Here is a 21,408-nt window from a genome sequence, read left to right as displayed (position 1 = left end):
TCCTGAAATTTTTTGGTTGGTTTTTACGTATGTGGTTTAGCTATAATCAACAGCAATATGTCCAAACCCAGTATTCCCGCAAGTGAGCATAAAAGATTGGAGGCCCTAAAGGAGCTTTCCATACTCGATACTTTGCCAGAAAAAGAATATGATGATATCACTAAACTGGCATCTGAAATTTGTGAAACACCCATTTCTCAAATCACTTTGGTTGATGAAAAGCGACAGTGGTACAAATCAAACTTTGGAATAGACGTTGCTGAAGTTTCGCGTGAAATTGGTTTTTGCGCTCATACCATTACCCAGCCTAATCAAATCCTTGTAGTTCCGGATCTTAGAAAAGATGAACGGTTTGCGGATAACCCCTTTGTAGCAGGTGACCCGCATGCCAAATTTTATGCAGGTATAGCTCTAACTACCCCCGATGGCTATCCTGTAGGATCAATCTGTGTGATTGATATGGTTCCTAAGGTTCTGACAGAAAACCAACTAAATTCCTTAAAAACACTCTCTTCAATCATTATTGATTTGTTTTTGCTTCACAGGACCAGACAGCAATTGGATTTACATACCCAGGAGCTAAAGATCAGAAATAAAGAATTGGAGAAATTCGCAAGTATCGCCGCTCACGATATCAAGTCACCACTAAATAATATCACCTCAGCATCAAACCTCATTCAAGTTAAGTATGGGGATAACCTTGAAGAAGGTGTCCTTGAATTGCTTACATTGATCAACCGATCTTCTCAAAATCTATCTGAAATGATCAATGATATTTTAGAGGTCAGCAAAAACTCGTACCTCCTTCATGATAAACGCGAGATCATTTTCCTGGATAAATTCATTCCTGACATATTTGAGTTAATCGGGGAGTCCGGTAAAATATCGTATTCGTTCAGTGAAGGGAATTTGATTTTTACAAACAAGACCGCTCTGCAACAAATTTTCATCAATCTCATTACTAATTCCCATAAACACAATGATAAAGACCATACAGAGATTGAAATTGGCTTTAGTGAAAATGATTCGGAATATGAATTTAGTCTTTCAGACAATGGTCCCGGAATTGAAAAAAAAGAAAAAGAAAAGATATTTGATCTGTACAAGGTTCTAGGCAATGAAGAAAAAGGTCATGGTATTGGTCTGGCTACTGTAAAACGACTGGTCACAAACATGGCTGGGTCTGTAAGAGTTGAATCAGAAATGGGCAAAGGATCAAAGTTTATCTTTTCAATAGGTAAGTAATTTAGGGGTAATTTCGCCAGACAACTCCTAACCTACGTTGATGATCACATGTATTGCCATTGATGATGACCCACTCTTCTTACAGTCACTGAAAGCTTATTTTTGGGAGTACGAAGGAATGGAGCTTATTGGTATTTTTCAAAACCCTGTAAACGGGATCATGAAAGTGGTGAAAGAAAAACCAGATGTATTGTTGCTTGATTTGGAGATGCCATATCTGGATGGATTTGAGGCTTTAGATTCCCTAGACAAAAAGCCTAAGGTAATTATGATTTCTGCGCATGTCAATCAGCCGGCTAAAGTGAAGCAGATCAAGATAGACAGGTACATCAGGAAAGTTCAGCTCAATAAGGAGCTACTAAAAAAAACAATTCTTGAGGTAATGCACGACTAATTTTTAAAGAACGAATCTACAAACTCAGTCTTGTTGAAGACCTGAAGGTCTTCCACCTTTTCTCCCACTCCAATGTATTTTACAGGGATTTTAAATTGATCAGAGATTCCAATAACTACTCCTCCTTTTGCTGTTCCATCCAGTTTGGTAATTGCAAGTGAAGTAACCTCTGTGGCTTTGGTGAATTCTTTGGCCTGGATAAAAGCATTTTGACCGGTGCTTCCATCCAGCACCAACATTACATCGTGAGGCGCTTCCGGAATAAATTTTTGAACTACGTTTTTAATCTTTGAAAGCTCATTCATCAGGTTCACTTTTGTGTGCAGACGACCAGCGGTATCGATTATTACTACATCAGCATTTTCTTCTTTCCCTCTTTTCGCCGCTTCAAATGCAACAGCTGCCGGATCTGTATTCATCCCTTTTGAAACAACAGGTACACCCACTCGCTCTCCCCACATAATCAGTTGATCTACAGCAGCCGCTCGAAAGGTATCAGCCGCCCCAAGAATAACACTTTTCCCCAAAGCTTTGAATTGTGCAGCAAGCTTGCCAATGGTAGTGGTTTTTCCAACACCATTTACACCAACAACCAAAATCACATAAGGCCCTTCTGTAGGTGGCAAATCAAAATCAATTAGATCTTTTGTGTTATTTTCTGATAGAAGTCCAGCTATCTCTTCCCTTAAAATCTTATTAAGTTCAGACGTGTTTAGGTATTTGTCTTTAGCCACGCGATCTTCTATCCGATCGATAATCTTTACAGTGGTTTCTACTCCAACATCAGATGTAATGAGGACTTCTTCAAGTTCATCAAGTACATCTACATCAACCGTAGACTTGCCTACTACAGCTTTATTGAGCTTAGTAAAGAAGTTTTGCTTTGACTTCTCAAGACCCTTATCGAGTGACTCCTTCTTGTCTTTGGAGAAAAAACTTTTTATACCCATTGCTTACTGATTAGGATGAAGGGGTGAATATAAAAAAAGCCACCCTGACGTGTGCGTCGGAGCGGCCTCTTCCTTCTTTTAGGATTTAATTTCTTATTTCGCCAATGTGTCTTTCACATCACCTTCGAGTACCATCTCTTCTCGGTAACTGTAAGACCCATTGTCTCCTTTAATCGCTTTGATCACCTTAGCGTATTTCGCTCCACCAGGTTGCTTAAGGGTTGCTACTACTTTCTTTGCCATGGTTACTTAATTTCTTTGTGTACTGTATACTTCCTCATGATCGGATTGTATTTTTTCAACTGAATCCGATCAGGAGTGTTTTTTCTGTTCTTGGTAGTGATGTATCTGCTGGTACCAGCAAGACCACTATTTTTGTGCTCTGTGCACTCAAGAATTACCTGAACTCTATTACCTTTCTTCGCCATTGTATTTTGTCTTTTCCAAAAAGGAGTGCAAATGTAGAGAATTTAAAGTTTTTAATGAAACATTCAGGCAATTAATCTTTCTATATTTCAATCTTGTATTCGATCAATCACTACTTCATTTTTATAGATATAATAATCATTGCTTATAGATATGCTTTTATCAGTTATGTCGATCATTTGAAAGGAAGATTTAGGACTAAGAGATACCTCATTATCACCATTTAAAACCTTAATTGGCATGTCAAAGGATTCAATACAGTTAGTCCATCTGTAATACAATTTGCTTTCTGCTATTGCATATTCGAAAACAGGTACTCGTATATCTCGTAAATACTGATCAAATACGTTATCCAGATTTACTCCTGCTTGTTCAGATATATAATCTTCCACATCCTTGGTGGATACTGTTTGGTGATAAAACTTTTGATTAAGTCCCCTTAAAATCGCTCTCCACTTCTCATCATCATTGACTACCTGCCTAAGAGTATGCAGCAAGTTATTTCCTTTAGAATACACGTCTCTTGACCCCTCATCATTTACTCCATAATTACCTATCAAAGGTTCACTATTTTGAATACCGAGCCTTAATCCTTGAGTATATGCTGATGCAGCTTCATTTCCATAAAAATACTCTATGAACAAACTTTCTGAATAAGTTGTAAATCCTTCATGAATCCACATATCAGCTGCATCCTTATAAGTAATATTATTAGCAAACCATTCGTGACCGGTTTCATGAATGATGATATAATCCCACTTTAGTCCCCATCCAGTTCCACTTAAGTCACGACCTAAATATCCTTTCTTGTATTGATTACCATAGGTCACCGAGCTTTGATGCTCCATGCCTAAATACGGAACTTCAACGAGCTTATAGCTATCTTCATAAAAAGGATAAGGACCAAACCAATACTCAAATGCCTCTAGCGTTCTAAATCCATCTTTAAAGTGCTCTTTTGCCTTTTCCTTATTATAGCTTAATACCCAGTAATCAACATCTAGCTTTCCTTTTTCTCCCTCATACTTTGATGAAATATTTACATAGTCTCCGATATTAACATTTACCCCATAATTGTTGATAGGGTTCACAACCTTCCAAACAAAAGTCTTCGTGCCATTTTTGTTTTTCTCTATTTTATCCAATCTACCATTTCCAACCGCTGTTAGTTTCTCAGGCACTTCAATACTCAGAGTCATCCCATTATCAGGCTCATCATACATATGATCTTTACACGGCCACCATAAACTGGCACCAATTCCTTGATTAGATGTGGCAATAAAATGATTTCCATTATCGTCCTTTTTCCAAGAATAGCCACCATCCCATGGAGCTCGAATAGCTTCTCTAGGATTACCTTCAAAATAAATTTTAACACTTGATTTTTGACCTTTCTTTTGTTCTGGTAGTTGTATAAAGTGAGCATTTCCCTCCTTGATTATTTCTAGCTCTTTCTTTGCTTGAGTTGCTCGTATGACTTTCATTGGTTCTTGGAGGTCAATTTGCATGACATTATGCTCTTCTAGAACCTCATATGTAACTGTATTGACACCTGATATGAATTTATTTTCAGCATCAACTGACACATATAAATCATAGTATTGAAGATCCCACCAAGATCTTTCTGGAGTAATGGATCCTCTAAGGGAATCCTGTCTGCTGAAGGACTCAGCTTTATCAAAAATAGCTGTCTGACCTATGCCGGAAAGGCTTGCTAATATCAAATAAGCCACTAAAATTTCCTTCATTCTTTTCCGAATTTAATTAGGCGACTAAATATAGTAATGGGGAATACTTTAAAATAACGACTATCCAATACATGGTAAATTAGTAGGATAAAAGGCATAAAAAAACCCTGGTTTGGCCAGGGTTCCAATTTCTTTTCAAACAAATTACTTGATCACCATGCCGTTTGCCCTTGCTTTTTTGAGCACAGAGGTGATGCCGTTTTTGTTGATTGTTCTTAAAGCTGAAGTAGAAACCTTCAACGTGATCCACTTATCTTCCTCTGGAAGGTAGAAACGCTTCTTTTGAAGATTCGGATTGAATCTTCTTTTGGTTTTGTTATTAGCGTGAGAAACGTTGTTTCCTACTTGTGGTCTTTTACCGGTTATATCGCAAACTTTTGACATCTTTCTATCCCGTTTTCAAAAATGGAGTGCAAATATCGGGATTTCAATCCAATATGCAAACTATTGTTTAACATTTTCATGATTATATGGGCAGTGTAAACAACCGTTTCCACAACAATAGCCGCGCTTCAGGTGGTACTCCTTAGTGAAAACCAATAAGCCATCACCATTTATATAGTAATCTTCAGATTCAGTATCTCCTTTCAGCACTTAAATTATTATTCTTGTGTTCCCAAATTAAACAGCAAAATTATGATAGAAAATAAGACACGGACGAGTGAAGACCTAATAAGACTGGAAGGCAAACATGGAGCGCATAATTACCATCCATTGCCGGTAGTATTAGCGAAAGGAGATGGTGTGCACGTTTGGGACGTTGAAGGAAAGCAGTATTATGATTTTCTATCTGCCTATTCTGCTGTCAATCAGGGTCATTGTCATCCTGCAATTGTTGGTGCAATGACACATCAGGCTCAAACTTTAACCCTGACGTCCAGAGCTTTTTATAATGATGTACTTGGGCCTTATGAAAAATTCATAACCGAGTACTTTGGTTTTGATAAAGTGCTCCCAATGAACACCGGGGCGGAGGCCGTTGAAACAGCCATTAAAATCTGTAGAAAATGGGCATACGAAAAAAAGGGTATTGATGAAAACAAGGCCCAAATAATCGTTTGCGATAACAACTTCCATGGAAGAACCACCACCATTGTATCTTTCTCAAACGATCCGGTAGCTAACAAAAATTTTGGCCCATATACGCCTGGCTTCATTCGAATTCCTTATAATGATTTGAATGAGCTTGAGCGAGCTATGCAGGGAGAAAATATTGCTGGTTTCCTAGTAGAACCAATCCAGGGTGAAGCCGGAGTAATGGTTCCTGATGATGGCTATCTCAGAAAGGCTAAAGAGATATGTGAAAAAAATAATGTGCTTTTCATTGCAGATGAAGTGCAAACTGGTATTGCACGAACAGGAAAAATGCTGGCTGTTGATCATGAAGATGTGAAGCCTGATGTACTAATTCTAGGTAAAGCAATTTCAGGAGGAGTCTATCCTGTATCTGCAGTGTTGGCTGACGATCGGGTGATGGAAGTCATCAAGCCTGGTCAGCACGGGTCTACTTTTGGTGGTAATCCTGTTGGGGCCAAGGTGGCGATTGCAGCACTAACCGTGGTGAAAGATGAAAAGTTAGCTGAAAATGCACAGAGACTCGGAGAGGTATTCAGAGATCGGATGAATAAAATGATTGAGAAATCGGACCTGGTTAAGCTGGTAAGAGGCAAAGGCTTGCTAAATGCAATTGTGATCAATGACGATGAAGAAAGCTCTACCGCATGGGATATTTGCATAAAGCTTAGAGATAATGGTTTACTTGCTAAGCCGACGCACGGAAATATTATCCGCTTTGCACCCCCATTGGTGATGACTGAAGAGCAGCTACACGATTGTTGTGATATCATTGAAAAGACGATACTGGAATTTGAGAAGTAAAAACTTCTTATTAATCGAAAACACCGAAAGCGGATGTCTGATAAAGACCTCCGCTTTTTTATTTTTAGTGAATGAAACCGACCTGTTTTGCCTCAATTCAAATGTTTTTTCTTTTCATTGTTTGTGGGCTTCCCGCCCAAACTATTGATCTGCCTCTTCTTGAAAAAATAGCAGAAATTCGCAAAACTGATTGTGACAGTGCGCTGGCATTCATCCCTCAAACCAAACTTGCTGCTATGCCTGATAACCAGCTAAAGGCACAAGCTTTCCTGGAGCTAGGGTACACCCACTATTGTCTGGGTTCTTTCGATAGTGCATTAGCGAGCTATCAAACCTCATTGGATATATTTATCAGCCTCGATTCTAAATCTAAACCTTCCGAAATTTTAAATCTGATTGGCACCCTCCAGAAAAAGCAAGGAAACTTTGATCTTGCTAAAGACTATTTCGCTCAAGGATTACATTATGCAATAGCTAGGGGTGATTCAATAGGTATCGGAAACAGTCTAAACAACATTGGGGTACTTTTATTTCAACAAGAAAAATTTAAGGAATCTCTGAACTACTACCTAAGATCTACTGATGTCAAATCAGCAGTTGGGGATACCATTGGCCTCAGTTACAACTATGATAATCTTGGAATGGCTTACACCAAGCTGAATAAAATTGATAGTGCTCAATATTATTTTGAATTAGCTTCCGTTTACAAGCGGCTTATTGGAGATGAAGCTGGCTATGGAATTGTAAAAAACAACATCGGTGAGATGTTTCTGGAACTTGGTGAATATGATCAGGCAGAAGCTTATTTTTTGGAGGCGCTTGAGATTGCTCGGAAAGTTTCATACACAGATTTCGAACAATATGTGCTTTCCATGATCTCTCTTGTTCAAGAGCAGCGAGGAGATTACAAAAATGCGTTGGCTTATTTCAAAAGTCATGTATCACTTAAAGATAGTCTTTTCAACGAGCGTAGAAGTAAACAAGTAGCAGAGCTAGAAACCAAATACCAAAGCGAAAAAAAAGAAGCTGAAATTCAAACACAAAAAGCTGAGATTAAGCAAAAAAATTTTCAGCTTATTGGTGCGGGGGCAGGCGTTTTTTTACTGACACTTCTCTTCATCCAAAATAGACATAAGACTAAACTGAAAGCTGGAAAATTAGTAGAAGAACACAAAAGGATGGCGCGTGAAGCAGAAATCAGAGCAGCCATTTCATCGCAAGAAAAAGAGCGATCTCGATATGCGAGAGACCTCCACGATGGGTTCGGACAGATGATCTCAATTTTAAACATGAATTTAAAAAATCTGAAAGATGGAGCCAAACCTAACCAGCGTCAAAAGGTATTTGAAGAGTCCACAAAAGTAATAGATGAAATGTATGGGGAACTTAAAAATATCTGCTTCGATCTCATGCCGCAAACTTTGATCAAAAACGGATTAGAAAGTGCTCTCAAGGAATTTATTGAAAGAATCAACCAAACCGGGAAAATAAGCATAGAACTGAATGTGTTTGGTGTAGATCAACGATTGACGGAGCTGCAAGAAATTTCACTTTATCGCATCTCCCAGGAATGGATCAATAATGTTTTGAAATATTCGGATGCAGAAAAGATAACACTCCAGGTAACAAAAGATGAGGAGGAGATAACACTGCTGATAGAGGATAATGGTTCCGGATTTGACAAAAGCTTGCTAACAAATGGTAAAGGAAATGGCTGGAAAAATCTAAATACCCGAACAAACCTTATTAAAGGGGAATTGGAGCTGGAAACCGAAAAAGGTAAAAGGGGAAATGTTTTAATAGTAAATGCTCCGGCAAAAATTGAAATGGATCAACAGGTAGGTGCTCCTGCATGATTAATCGAAATTTCCGGTATTATAGCCAAATAGAATTTGCTATGCATCGTCTAATCTTTATCGCAGTGGGTATTTGTCTGGGTTATCTAAGTTTTTCTCAGCCACAAGACTCAACCCTCTTTTCAAAAGGAATCGCTTTTGCTCGATCGAATCAATACGATCAAGCATTAGCTCCATTATTATACACCGTCTCGGACAGTTCCAGTGTTTCTCTTTTTAGTAAAGGCAAAGCTCATTATTACCTTAAAAAAGTCTTTTGGGCTGCTGATGATTTCTCAACGGCCTTCTCTCACGGCGATAAAGCAATTGAAATATTTGTGAGATTAAAAAATCATGAATGGTTGGGTGAAACCTATTTTTCCTTGTGCATGAACAATCTCATTGCCGGATTCTATGATATCGCTTTACTACAAGCTCAAAAAGCTTACGATGAATTTTACGCTATAAATGATACCTCTATGATGATCTGGTCAATGGCCAGGCGTGGAATTGTATTTCACGATATCGGTGAATATGATGAGGGAATCAGAGTATGTAACCAAGCCCAAAACTTATTTAATAATTACTCCGAAAACGATGCAAATATTCAGGCAATGATTTGGGGAATAACTGCAATCAACTATGATGATATGGGCAGGTCCGACAAGGCGGTTGAATTCTACAAAAAAATACTTCCTCTAGCACCACATCTAACTTCAGATAGGGAGATTACCCGAACGCATAACAATATGGGCAACTCCCTCATGAAGCTTGGTCTTCTCGATGAAGCAGAGGAACACTTTTTGATCAATTTACAAAAAAACGAACGTGACAACTTTCGATATGGTATTGCAACTGTAAAAACGAACCTGGGTACCATCGCTTACAAAAGGGGAGATTTTAGCCAAGCAAACCTCCTCTTGAATGAAGCAGAAAAGATTTCATATGAAATTAATGACGCAGAAAAGATTCTCGATGTTCTCCAGCAAAAACATCTAATGTTTGAAATAGCTAACGAGCTTACGCAATCATTGCACTACTTGAAAGAATACTATGCTGTCAAAGATTCCCTCTATGACCTGGACAAGCAACGTCAGATTCAGTTTCTGGAAACACGATTTGAAACCGAGAAAAAAGAACAGCAAATAGCTTTACAAAATGCTGAAATTGATGAACAAAAAGCGGTCATTCAGCGAAATCAAATTTTGCTGCTTGCATCTGTTATTGCGATTATTCTCATCGTATCGATCGCATTGCTACAACGCAGTAGATTAAGAAAAAAACAGCTCTTGAAGCTTCAGGAAGCACAAATTGAAGCCAGGGAAGCTGAAATTAATGCCACCATTTCCTCTCAGGAAAAAGAACGTTCGCGATACGCGCGAGACCTCCATGACGGTTTTGGGCAAATGATATCCATTCTTAACATGAATTTGAAACAACTGAAAGATAGAGCTAAGCCCAATGAACGTCAAAAAGTATTTGAGGAGTCTGCTAAGGTAATTGATGAAATGTATGGGGAACTAAAAAATATATGCTTCGATCTGATGCCCCAAACCCTGATTAAAAATGGATTGGAAAGTGCACTGAAAGAATTTGTTGAGAGAGTCAATCAGGTCGGAAACCTAAGTATAGAACTACATATGTTTGGACTTGATCAAAGGCTCACCGAGCTTCAAGAAATATCTCTTTATCGTATTTCTCAAGAGTGGATCAACAATATTCTGAAGTACTCCGATGCAACCAAAGTGACGCTCCAAATAACCAAAGATGAGGATGAAATAACACTACTCATTGAGGATGATGGAGCAGGCTTTGATAGAAGCCTGCTAACCTCTGGTGAAGGAAATGGCTGGAAGAATCTGAATACACGTGCTAACCTCATTAAAGGTGAATTGGAGCTTGAGACTCATCCAGAAACCAAAGGCAATTCGCTAATCATCAACGTGCCTGTTCAAGTCCAATTTCAGAAAGAGGTAGAGCAAAATACCGTGGAGGCGGTATAGCATTGCACACGTTCGTTCAGCTTCTTTGGCTTATTAATTATTGAGGGCCAAGAAGGGAAAACCAATGAATTTGCTATCTTTCATTGGCAGAGATAAACCTGCCAAAATGAAAATATTTCTAACCGACGATCACGCCATCTTATTGGGTGGATTAATTAAAATTCTATCGGCTGAAGATGACTTGCAAATCGTTGGTACTGCTGGCTCAGTTAAGGAAACCCTCGATGAATTCACGCGAAAAAGTGTCGACCTACTCATCACCGATTATAACCTTCCGGATGACGATGGATTGACACTGGTGCGGCGAGTCAAACAAAAATATTCTGATACTAAAATAATCGTGCTCAGTATGCACGATGAAGCCCATCTCATAAAGGAAATCCTTAAAGAAGGTGTGAACGGTTATATCTTGAAAAAAGATTCTCATGAAGAATTGGTGAATGCCGTTCGTGCAGTAAAAAATGGTAAGGTATATCTGAGTTCTGATGTGAACTCCATGCTTATGAAAGGCCTGAATGGCCTTGATGAACAAAAACTTTTGACCGATCGAGAGCGTGAAATTCTAAAGCTCATCGCAAAAGAATACACCAACAAGCAAATGGCAGAGGAACTCTTCATCAGTGAGCGAACAGTAGAAACACATCGGAAAAATATATTTCGGAAAACCAGAACCAACAACCTGGTAGGCCTAATCAAATTCGCCTACGCAAACAATCTGATTTAATTCTCCATCTACGGGTTTCACGGTATATAAATATCCCCTCTCGAGTGGATTTCATGGAAGATCATATTCGCTAAACTTTGATTTAGTAAAAATTAACCGCGAATAAAACTTCGATCTGACATGAAAAACACAATAAAACTAATTTTAGGTCTAATGCTACTTATTGCATTGAGCCCAACAAAAGCACAAGATGCCCTGTGGCAACTTGATTTTGATAGTGAAGTAGAATGGAACAGCATCACCGAAAGTGGAATCTTGCTTGTAGGCACCAAAGATTTTACACTCCATGGTATAGATAGCCGAGACGGCAATATTCTTTGGAGCAGTGAAGCCTTTGAGCAAGCTAAAAAAATGAAGGGGTCTGATGGGAAAAAAGTAGAGCCCAAGTATGCATTCGAAAACTTTCTGCGAGTACTGAGCGACGATGAATTCCCAGAAGTTTCTGATTACGTAGAGCTAAAGTTCTCTGACGGTGTATTTAAGCAATACGCTATTATCAACATACAAACCGGAGAAGAGGTAATAAGTCCAAAAATCGCAGAAATGCCTATTACAAAGGTTCCTCTCGTTGGTGAGATGGCCACTTTCAATTATGATGGTACAGGGTACATTTCAGATCTGAGAATGGTGATTATATCCACCAGCTATATTGACTATATGCAAAAAGGAAAGCCTATGATCACAATAACTAAAATGGTTGACCTCCTTTCTCAGAAAATCATCTGGGTCAATGAAGAAATTGCTGTGAATGGCTTTCCGGCATTGCTTGACGATGGGGATATAGTCCTACCGGGTACTACTCAAATAGCAAAACTAAATCCTAAAACAGGCGCTGTTAAGTGGAAGTATAACACAAGTGAAAAGAATCAAACATTTGAAAGCTTTGACTTAAGTCTGGATTTCTCCAACGGATATTTTTTCGAGAAAAAGAATAACAGTGGTTCACTCTCGGCACTGGACATGAAGTCAGGCAAAAAATTATGGGAACAAGAGCTTAAATTAAAAGTAGTTCCGACCATGTCTGCCATGAGTGATGGTGTGGTTGTGATTGATGACAAATGGTTTACCATGTACGATCTTAAGAACGGAAGCATGAAATGGGAGGTGAAAAAGATAGATGGATATGTGGTGGATCTGGGTGATAAAGGAATACTGGCAACATCAAAAGACAAACAGCTTCTTTTGCTTAATAGAAAAGACGGGTCTGTAATATGGGATCAAAAAATAAAAGGAATCAATATTGATCAGATAGCCGCGACTGGTGTAATGTACACTGACATTAAAGGGAGATTAGGCTATATCCAATATGATGGTGAACTAATCTGGGACAAAAAAGGAATGCTGGAAGTACCATCTTTGAGATACAAGCCAGTCTTGACTAAGGAAATAATGTTGATTGAAGGTGATCTTTTCGAGGTAGATCTTTTAACTGGGGATTACAAAGTGCTGCATAAAGGTCTTTCTAAGAAGTTTGAAGGGGATGATGCTTCTCCTACTGGTGTAGAATTAGTAGCAGGAGGCTACCTTTTTATGGACGATAATAACATGGTAATGTTAGAGCCGGACGGATCTGTAAGATTCGATAAATACTGGGAAGCTCCCGGCCTAAGTCTTGCGGCCAAAATTGCTTTACGTGCTGCTCAAGCTTCTGTCATGGCCATGGGAGCAGCATCGCAAATGAAGTCAGCACAAGTATCAGCTTATTCCAGATACGGTTCAAACGATTATTATAGCAAAATGTACGCTCAGCAAGCGCAAGATCTGTACAATGCTGCAGGGATGGTTGGTGCAGAAGCCAAGAAGAAATTTAGTGCTAGTGTGAGCAAAGGGGACATTAGAATGATCCTTACACGTGTGGGCGAAGGCGGTCAAGGTAAAAGCTCAGGCTTAGTGAAAATAGACCGAAGAACAGGTGATGAGCTAGGTACACTTCTTTTAGGAGATAAAGAGCCGCTTTATGATTATGATCAGGTTTCCGGTCAGGTCTTCTTCAAATCAGACAAAAAACAAATCATTAGTTATAGTTTCTAATGTTCAGTAAGGTTAGCGATCAGTCCTCACGACTGATCGCTTTTTATTCTAAAGTCTCCACTGCCATGAAAACCATTTTAGCACTTCTATCCATTCTCATTTCCTGCACTGCTCTCTCACAGCAAAGTGAGCTGATCATCCGACAGGGGCATACCGCAGGGATCAACATGGTTCAATATTCGCCAACCGGTAAATATGTCTATTCCGCCAGCGATGACAAGTCCATCAAAATGTGGGATGTGCAAACCGGGATTGATGTCAATACTTTCAATGCGCATGGAGCTCCTGTTAATTCTATCCAGCTATCTCAAGATGGAAAGTTACTGGTGAGTGCAGATCAGGGTGGTATCATCATTTTGTGGGATGCAATCACAGGTGAAATAAAAACCAAAATACAAGCACATGATGGCTCGGCCAATACAGCAAAACTTTCAAAAGATGCAACGACCATTATATCAGGAGGTGACGATGAAAAACTGAAACTCTGGAATACAGGTGGTGACTCCATAAAAACAATTACAGGGTTTACTGCACCCATTATGAACCTGGCAATCTCACCTTCCGGAGACAGAATTGTAACTGGCGGTGGTAAAAACAATGGCGTGGAAGTTAAACTGGTAGATCCAAACCAGGGAAAAATCCTTGCCGATGCGTTGGATAATGTGAAAGGATCCGGAGCAGCTTTGGCTTATACCAAAGCGGTGATGACAGGTTTTGCAGTGATCGGAAATGTAGCCAATGGACGAATAGGCAAAGAGTCTACCACCATTTTTGTGATGACCTATTCCAATATGGAATTTACCAATGATGGGCAAAGAATTCTATTCTCTCAAAATGTCTTTGTCCCATTCCTTGCAGAGAAAGGAGATGAAGAAGAAACCGGTAGCGCCAGTGTTTCACTAGTCGAACTCAGTGATGATCGAAACTCTTTTGGTGAGGTGTCTAAACCGATCAGATGGCAGATCAATAATCCTCGCGGGGTAGCCGTTTTGAGCCAGGATCAAACCAAAGTCATTGTAAACGAAGAACGGTCCATCAAGGTCTATGATATTGAAAATGCTGATTTCCCCGAACCGGGAAATAAGGAGGCTATAAACTATGTACCGCCTGTTGCTAAAGAAATTAAAAACATTACCAAAAACACCAACTGGCTTGCACTATCTCCGGATTACCGAACCATTGTCACATCAGATCAAAAGCGACAGCTTAAGCTTTGGGACTATGAAACCGGACGAAAAATCCGGGACATGGAAGGTTATGTTCAGCCTGCGCTGGCAGTGGATGTGATGCCGGATGGAAAACACATTTTAGTTGGTTCACTGGATCGGGATATGACTATGTGGGACATCACCACAGGCACTTTGGTCAGAACCTTTGATCGATCTTCTGATATTAACCACATCGATGTTTCCAAAGATGGAAAGTACATGGCCACCACCGCTGTGAACACCTCCTTTATGAAAATCTGGAATTTCAGTACCGGGCGTCTCTACAAAACATTGAAAGAGAAAAAAGACAACATTGTTTGGGTGAAATTCAACCCTGAAGATGAAGGTAAAATCTGGGCACTCACCGATACTGACGACTTAAATGAATGGTCTATTAGTGACTTTAAGAGTAAAAAGTATAAAGAAGACTATCGCACATTAGAAGATAAATACTCGAGGGGCGACTATTCTATTTCTTTTGAAGGCTATGATGTGACAATTAAAAAAGGATCTCAGAAAATTGTGGATGACACCCAGCAAGGTGTAATCACCGATGCAGTATTTAGCATGGACTCACGGTTTGCTATCACGACTAATGAAACGGGCGAGATAGCGATGTATGACCTGAAAGAAGGTAAGAAAACTATGAGTATGGCACTCATTGGTGAAAGTGGTTTTATCGCTTACACGCCTGATTTCAATTATACTTCTTCGAAAAATGCAGCGAAAGCAATCGCTTTTAAAGAGGGGAATAATGTCTTGCCATTTGAACAACTGGAACTTAAATATAATCGCCCGGACATTATTGCTAAAACATTAGGCTATGCACCGGAAAAGCTCATCGCTTCATACGAAGCTGCTTATAATAAGCGATTGAAACGATTGGGATTTAGTCAGGCTGATCTCTCAGCTTCAAATGAACTACCAAAAGTAGATGTTGACATTCTCGCTATTCCATTAGAAACGAATCAAAAGATACTGTCATTTTCAGTCAAAGCAAGTGACCAGAAGCAAACAATAAATCGACTACAGGTCTATGTAAATGATGTCCCTGCGTTCGGGTCAAAAGGTATTTCAATTTCTCCTACCCCTTCCCTTACTAAGGATATCACAATCGAGTTAGGCAAAGGCTTAAATGAAATCAAAGTCACTGCTATTAATAGCAATGGATTGGAGTCTTTGCCTGAGACTTTCGAAGTACAGCTTACCACAGATTTTGACAAACCGGATCTGTATCTGGTTTCCATTGGGGTATCTCATTATCAGCAATCCCAACACAACCTTGCCTTTGCGGCCAAGGATGCAGCAGATATTATCACTACAATGAAAGGCTCATCTGAATATGAAAATGTATTTGAAAAACTCATTGTCGATCAGGAAGCTACTGATGCAAATATTCAGGCCATTCGAAGTTTTGTAGAGCAGGCCAAAGTTGATGATGTTGTCATGATCTTCATCGCCGGGCATGGCGTGTTGGATAAAGATTACACCTATTATTTCGCTACCCACAACATGGATTTTAACAATCCATCAAGTGGTGGGCTGTCTTACGAGCAATTACAAGCATTGATTGATGGGATCAAATGCAGAAACAAACTCCTGATGATGGATACGTGCCATGCGGGAGAATTGGATGAGGATGACATTGAAGAAGCTGAAGAATCCATTAGCTCCGTGGGTTCAGTAGCCTTTCGCTCCGCAGGATCACTCGTCAAATTGAAAGAAAATAGCTTTGGGCTGGACAATACGCTGGAGTTATCCAAAGCACTTTTTAGCGACATGCGAAAAGGAACCGGAGCGACGGTCATATCTGCAGCCGGAGGTACTGAGTTTGCCGCTGAGGGAGTGAACTCCAAGAACGGTTTATTTACCAGCTGCCTGATTCAGGGATTTTCTACCAGACGTGCTGACATCAATAGAGACCGTGACTATCGGGTATCGGAAATTAGGCAATATGTAGGGGAGCAGGTAATCTTATTGAGCAACGGCAAACAGGTTCCTACCTCACGAGAAGAAAATATTAGAAACGATTTTAAGGTTTATTAAGCCCATGAAATGAACCCCGAGCATTCGGGACGAATTCCATGTGACCGTTGAAAGCAAATAACATACACATGAAACACGCACTCATCTTATTAGTTCTGATTGCCTTTCAAGGCCAAAGTCAATCCTATACCGTCATTCACACCATCGGAAAAATTTATGATACCCAGTCAGAGTCCTACCTCACAAAAGGAGCCAAAATATCAGAAGGTGCTAACCTAAAATTTGAAAGCGCTGATGCAAGAGCAGCTGTTTTGAGTTCTTCGAGAGGTCGCTTTGTTATTCAGAAAAACAGTTCTTCCTCCACTCAAATCGATGCGATCTATGCCCTGGCTTCAGTCCTGTCACCGGTAAGAGGGAGGTTGAGTACTCGGGCAGGTTCAATCAACAATGCCCTTGATTTTCAAAAGCATTTTGATGAAGGGACAATTGCTCTATTAGGCAACTCATACAGAACTAGCGTCTCAGCAACAGCTTTCCCTATGAATGATAATAGATTCTTCTATGCACAATATCAATATAACGGAGAGACCATAAATAAAAGGCTCGATAACGATGGTGAAATCCTAATTTTTAACCTTACAGATTTTTATTCAATTGATGGTCAGCCGGTTGATCCCAATTTGGCTACTGAATCAAAACTTTTCTACTACAACGCAGATGACCAATCATCCACCTTTCTAACAAATATGGATGTCACTTATGTCTCCGATGAAGTTTTGAAATCAATGATTGATCAATTTCCGGAGGACAAAGAAACTGCTGTGTTAGAATTAATTAACACAATGTATGGCAAGTGCTCTGAGGAACAATTAAACAAAGCAATATCCGGACTTTGAAAAAGTCACTTCTCATATTACTCATCGTCATCAATACATTGATAATGATGGCATTCACTTTTTATCTTATGAAGCTGCCATGGTTGGCCAGTGATGAAAAGTTCTTAATATGGAGTACTACAGCCTTAAATTTTGCAAATCGAGAGCGTCCGGATTCAGAAGACTTTGCATTAATTAATACTTCGTATGATTTACAGTTAATTGATCGATATGATGAGTTTGGATTTCCTGTCGGCAATCAGGCAATCACTGATCGCCAAAAACTGGCGCTACTTTTTGAGATAATCCATAACGCTGCTGATAAGCCCAAATACATCATCACCGATATTCACTTTGTGGATTCTTCTGCCCATGATCAAGCACTTGCCACTCAGTTAAATCAATTAGAAAATGTAATCCTCTCCGCACATATCAATGAAGAAGGAAGCCTCGAAAAGCCCATCTTCAATGAAGTTGACTATGGGATTTCCGATTACTTGATTGGAAGTGCTTTTGATGGGGTATATAAGTACCAACTTATCTATAACGATACGGCTAAGTTGTTACCACTCAAAGTTCATGAAAAGTTAAGTCGGCAGAATAGTAAAAAACTTGGGCCATTTGTCAAGGTTGGTTCTAAGTGGACGATGAACAACTTCATCATGAACTATCGTATTCTCCAGAAGGACATCTATGATGCGGAGGCTGGTTTCAACCCCGTTAGTCTAGGTGAATTACTTTACCTCACCGATGAAGACATCCAGGAATTCACCGCCAATAAAATTGTGGTCATTGGAGACTTTTTTGAAAATGACATGCATGAAACCGTGCTGGAAATAACTTCAGGTCCACTGATTTTGCTCAATGCACTTTTAACGATTCAGGAGGAAGACACCATTTTAAACGTGTGGTTTTTGCTTTTCATGGCTATCGCATACGGATACTTAAGCTACCTCGCATTTGTAGAGGGAGATGTCATTGAAAATAGAATCAATAAAATCACAAGTAAGAAATTCACAAAATACATTGCCGGCTTTGCCAGTTATTTTCTACTCCTAACAGCGCTATCACTCACTACCTATTGGATTTTTAACATCCACATCAACGTTTTCTTTATTGCCATTGCCTTTTATATCATTGATCGAATTGCAGGCATTCTAATTTATAGTAAACGAAAAGTTTTAAAAAAAATCATGAATTCTGGTGAGACTAATTCATGACTGAGCCCTGGTTCCGAACATTCGGGATCGGGGTTTTTTATTCCTTTGCCTTGCCTATAATTGCATACTCAACTCAATCACGATTTATGGCAGACGTAAGACACAACTGGACACTCGAAGAAATAGCTGATATCTATAATCGACCATTGATGGAACTGGTTTTTGAGGCAGCAACCATGCATCGAAAATACCATGACCCAAAGGAGGTACAGGTCAGCAGCTTGATCTCCATCAAAACCGGTGGGTGTCCCGAAGATTGCGCCTACTGTCCACAAGCTGCTCGCTACCATACTGACATCAAGGTTCATAAGCTGATGGAGGTGGATGAAGTACGTGCACAGGCAGAAAATGCGAAGGCAAATGGTGCTTCCAGAATGTGCTTGGGTGCGGCTTGGAGAGAGGTGAGAGATAATAGAGATTTTGACAAAGTCCTTGACATGGTGAAAACCGTGAACAGCATGGATATGGAGGTTTGCTGCACACTGGGAATGGTGTCTGAAGAGCAGGCAAAAAGATTAGCTGATGCAGGACTCTATGCTTACAATCACAACATTGATACCTCCGAAGCATTCTATGATGACATCATCAGCACGCGTGAATATGACGATCGTTTAAAAACAATTGATAATGTGCGAAAGGCGAAAATTACCGTTTGTTCGGGAGGCATTATTGGCATGGGGGAATCTGCGGAAGACCGAATGGGAATGCTTTTGACACTGGCTAACATGGAAGTTCATCCAGAATCCGTTCCAGTAAATGCATTGGTACCGGTAGAAGGAACACCACTTGCTCAGCAGCCAAGAGTTGCAGCTCATGAGTTGATTCGCATGATCGCCACTGCACGATTAGTTATGCCGGCCTCTGTGGTAAGGCTTTCAGCCGGAAGAGAAGGCATGAGCCTGACCGAGCAAGCGCTGTGTTTCATGGCCGGAGCAAATTCGATTTTCGCAGGTGACAAATTACTGACTACTCCTAATCCGGACTTCAATGACGACAAGGAAATGTTTGATCTGCTGGGATTACAGCCAAGAGAAGCATTTAAAGAAGTCAAAAAAGAAACTGAAGTCGAGGCATAATTCCCCCTTGAGGGGGCTAGGGGGTGATGAACAGCTATCAAAAAGCACTCGAAGAACGAAAAAAGCAACACCTGTTGCGCACCCTTCCGCTCCCCCCGGAAGGAATCGATTTCTATACCAACGACTATCTGGGGCTTGCTCAATCACAAAGCCTAAGCCTGGCTATTGAGGAAGAATGCAGAAATGCACCAAAACTAAACGGAGCTACCGGATCACGTCTACTTGGTGGCAATAGCGAATACGCAGAAGAGGTAGAAAAGGAAATCGCTAAATTCCACAAGGCTGAAAGTGCCTTAATATATGCTTCCGGATACATGGCCAATCTTGGGTTGATCTCCAGCCTTGCCACCAAAGAAAATACCATCATTTGTGATGCGCTTATACACGCAAGCCTGATTGATGGCGTACGATTAGGTCATGCAAAAAAGGTTCGGTTCAAGCACAATGACCCGGATGACTTTGCGGATAAATTAAAAAAGGCTGAAGGTCAGACAATTGTATTGGTGGAATCCGTGTATAGCATGGATGGAGATATCTGTCCCTTGAAAGAAGTGGCGGATTTATGCCATAAACATGAAGCACTCCTTATCGTGGATGAAGCACATGCATTCGGAATCTATGGAGAGGATGGAGAAGGCTTGGTTCAAAGTCTTGGATTGCAAGATCAGGTTTTTGCACGGATTATGACTTTCGGAAAAGCACCCGGTATTCATGGGGCAGCTGTTGTGGGGCCAAAGTGGCTAAAAGATTATCAGATCAACTTTTCACGATCCATGATTTTCTCAACAGCACCTTCCAATCATCATTTCGCAAGTATAGCAGCGATATACAACCACTTACCCAAATATGATGCTGACCGGAATGAACTCAAGGAAAACGTGGAATATTTTGTGCAAAAAAGAAAGGAATCAAATGGTCAGTGGCTAGATTCAGAATCGCAAATTCAGTCGCTCATTGTGCCTGGAAATAAAGAGGTCATAGATCTGGCTGAAAAATTAAAAGAAGCCGGTATCAACGCCCTTCCTATCAGAAAACCGAGCGTGGCAGAAGGGAAAGAACGCATTCGTTTCTGCCTCCACTCCTACAATACCAAAGAGGAGATAGATTTGCTTTTCAAGACATTAAACTAATTGTCACATTGAGCCTGTCGAAATGTGTCTTATACTTCGACAAGCTCAGTATGACGCATTTCTATGAACCAAAAAATCATCGTAGCAGGCATAGGCACAGACACTGGAAAAACAGTGGCCTCAGCAATCTTATGCAAAGCATTGAAAGCAGACTACTGGAAACCAGTGCAAGCAGGAGATCTGGAAAACACCGACTCGAATAAAGTCAAAAGATGGTCGCCGGAAACCATTATCCACCCGGAGGCATACAGGTTAACCCAACCCATGTCGCCACATGCAGCAGCTGCAATTGATAATGTAACAATTGAGGAGTCTGGACTTCAAATACCAACAACCAACAACTCGTTAATTATTGAATTAGCTGGCGGCCTGATGGTGCCGATGCGGACAGACTTCCTCAACATAGACTGGGTCGCTTCGACCGGTTTACCAGTCATTTTAGTTGCTGATTACTACCTGGGAAGTATCAATCACACACTACTTTCACTTTATGCACTAAAGAGTCAAAATATCCCTTTAATGGGCATCATTTTCAATGGAGAAAAAAATCAATCCACCTATGAGGTGATCATAAAGCGATCCAATGCAAAGTGTATATTGGAGATCGAGACAGAAGAGAAAATAACTTCTAAAATGATCGAAAAATATGCCGCCAAGCTAACTTTTATTTGAAAAAGCA

19 protein-coding genes are annotated in these 21,408 nt (G+C 40.1%); 13 read left to right on the top strand and 6 right to left on the bottom strand.

Annotated elements, in window-relative coordinates; all coding sequences use genetic code 11:
• The first annotated feature begins 57 nt into the window (after positions 1-57).
• Positions 58-1,245 carry a sensor histidine kinase gene (locus tag RIC88_RS18980; protein WP_350219149.1) on the top strand — a complete coding sequence of 396 codons (1,188 nt, stop codon included), beginning with the start codon at positions 58-60 and terminating at the stop codon, positions 1,243-1,245.
• A 40-nt stretch (positions 1,246-1,285) separates the two neighbouring features.
• Positions 1,286-1,639 (top strand): LytR/AlgR family response regulator transcription factor, encoded by a 354-nt coding sequence (locus RIC88_RS18975; protein WP_350219148.1) that lies wholly within the window; start codon positions 1,286-1,288, stop codon positions 1,637-1,639.
• On the opposite strand, the gene ftsY is transcribed toward RIC88_RS18975, so the two are convergent.
• The 6 genes from ftsY to RIC88_RS18945 all read right to left on the bottom strand — a co-directional run bounded on the left by ftsY (position 1,636) and on the right by RIC88_RS18945 (position 5,357).
• On the bottom strand, positions 1,636-2,589 hold the full coding sequence (gene ftsY / locus RIC88_RS18970; RefSeq protein WP_350219147.1) for a signal recognition particle-docking protein FtsY: 954 nt from the start codon (positions 2,587-2,589) through the stop codon (positions 1,636-1,638). The genes RIC88_RS18975 and ftsY overlap by 4 nt on opposite strands.
• A 93-nt stretch (positions 2,590-2,682) precedes the next feature.
• Complete coding sequence (locus RIC88_RS18965; protein ID WP_348279825.1) at positions 2,683-2,832, bottom strand: DUF4295 family protein; 150 nt, start codon at positions 2,830-2,832, stop codon at positions 2,683-2,685.
• A gap of 2 nt (positions 2,833-2,834) precedes the next feature.
• The gene (gene rpmG / locus RIC88_RS18960; protein WP_350219146.1) at positions 2,835-3,017 is read right to left on the bottom strand and encodes a 50S ribosomal protein L33; all 183 of its coding nucleotides are present in this window, start codon (positions 3,015-3,017) and stop codon (positions 2,835-2,837) included.
• A gap of 87 nt (positions 3,018-3,104) precedes the next feature.
• The gene (locus RIC88_RS18955) at positions 3,105-4,763 is read right to left on the bottom strand and encodes a M1 family metallopeptidase (protein ID WP_350219145.1); all 1,659 of its coding nucleotides are present in this window, start codon (positions 4,761-4,763) and stop codon (positions 3,105-3,107) included.
• Positions 4,764-4,907: 144 nt separating this feature from the next.
• Positions 4,908-5,147, bottom strand: coding sequence for a 50S ribosomal protein L28 (gene rpmB / locus RIC88_RS18950; RefSeq protein WP_350219144.1), 240 nt, complete (start codon positions 5,145-5,147; stop codon positions 4,908-4,910).
• A 60-nt stretch (positions 5,148-5,207) separates the two neighbouring features.
• The gene (locus tag RIC88_RS18945; RefSeq protein WP_350219143.1) at positions 5,208-5,357 is read right to left on the bottom strand and encodes a C1orf53 family protein; all 150 of its coding nucleotides are present in this window, start codon (positions 5,355-5,357) and stop codon (positions 5,208-5,210) included.
• Between the two features lie 42 nt (positions 5,358-5,399).
• Between RIC88_RS18945 and rocD the strand changes: the two genes are divergently transcribed.
• The 11 genes from rocD (at position 5,400) to bioD (ending at position 21,401) form a co-directional block, all read left to right on the top strand.
• The gene (rocD, locus tag RIC88_RS18940; protein WP_350219142.1) at positions 5,400-6,641 is read left to right on the top strand and encodes an ornithine--oxo-acid transaminase; all 1,242 of its coding nucleotides are present in this window, start codon (positions 5,400-5,402) and stop codon (positions 6,639-6,641) included.
• A gap of 71 nt (positions 6,642-6,712) precedes the next feature.
• Positions 6,713-8,497: a tetratricopeptide repeat-containing sensor histidine kinase gene (locus tag RIC88_RS18935; RefSeq protein WP_350219141.1), complete on the top strand. Its 1,785-nt coding sequence runs from the start codon at positions 6,713-6,715 to the stop codon at positions 8,495-8,497.
• Between the two features lie 41 nt (positions 8,498-8,538).
• Positions 8,539-10,479 carry a tetratricopeptide repeat-containing sensor histidine kinase gene (locus RIC88_RS18930; RefSeq protein ID WP_350219140.1) on the top strand — a complete coding sequence of 647 codons (1,941 nt, stop codon included), beginning with the start codon at positions 8,539-8,541 and terminating at the stop codon, positions 10,477-10,479.
• 106 nt (positions 10,480-10,585) lie between these two features.
• Positions 10,586-11,203: a response regulator gene (locus tag RIC88_RS18925; protein ID WP_350219139.1), complete on the top strand. Its 618-nt coding sequence runs from the start codon at positions 10,586-10,588 to the stop codon at positions 11,201-11,203.
• 120 nt (positions 11,204-11,323) lie between these two features.
• Complete coding sequence (locus RIC88_RS18920; protein WP_350219138.1) at positions 11,324-13,234, top strand: outer membrane protein assembly factor BamB family protein; 1,911 nt, start codon at positions 11,324-11,326, stop codon at positions 13,232-13,234.
• Between the two features lie 65 nt (positions 13,235-13,299).
• Positions 13,300-16,488 (top strand): caspase family protein, encoded by a 3,189-nt coding sequence (locus RIC88_RS18915; protein WP_350219137.1) that lies wholly within the window; start codon positions 13,300-13,302, stop codon positions 16,486-16,488.
• A 68-nt stretch (positions 16,489-16,556) separates the two neighbouring features.
• Positions 16,557-17,324 (top strand): hypothetical protein, encoded by a 768-nt coding sequence (locus RIC88_RS18910; RefSeq protein WP_350219136.1) that lies wholly within the window; start codon positions 16,557-16,559, stop codon positions 17,322-17,324.
• Positions 17,321-18,523, top strand: a complete 1,203-nt coding sequence (locus tag RIC88_RS18905; RefSeq protein WP_350219135.1) for a CHASE2 domain-containing protein — start codon at positions 17,321-17,323, stop codon at positions 18,521-18,523. Before RIC88_RS18910 ends, RIC88_RS18905 begins: the two co-directional genes overlap by 4 nt.
• Positions 18,524-18,609: 86 nt before the next feature.
• The gene (gene bioB / locus RIC88_RS18900) at positions 18,610-19,599 is read left to right on the top strand and encodes a biotin synthase BioB (RefSeq protein ID WP_350219134.1); all 990 of its coding nucleotides are present in this window, start codon (positions 18,610-18,612) and stop codon (positions 19,597-19,599) included.
• Positions 19,600-19,625: 26 nt separating this feature from the next.
• Positions 19,626-20,729 carry an aminotransferase class I/II-fold pyridoxal phosphate-dependent enzyme gene (locus RIC88_RS18895; protein ID WP_350219133.1) on the top strand — a complete coding sequence of 368 codons (1,104 nt, stop codon included), beginning with the start codon at positions 19,626-19,628 and terminating at the stop codon, positions 20,727-20,729.
• A 63-nt stretch (positions 20,730-20,792) separates the two neighbouring features.
• Positions 20,793-21,401: a dethiobiotin synthase gene (gene bioD / locus RIC88_RS18890; protein ID WP_350219132.1), complete on the top strand. Its 609-nt coding sequence runs from the start codon at positions 20,793-20,795 to the stop codon at positions 21,399-21,401.
• Positions 21,402-21,408: the final 7 nt, after the last annotated feature.

Origin of the sequence: Ekhidna sp., assembly GCF_040220215.1 — a bacterium.
Lineage (GTDB): Bacteria > Bacteroidota > Bacteroidia > Cytophagales > Cyclobacteriaceae > Ekhidna.
The sequence above is the reverse complement of the archived record's forward strand: the minus strand, read 5'-3'. Positions and strand labels throughout refer to the sequence as shown.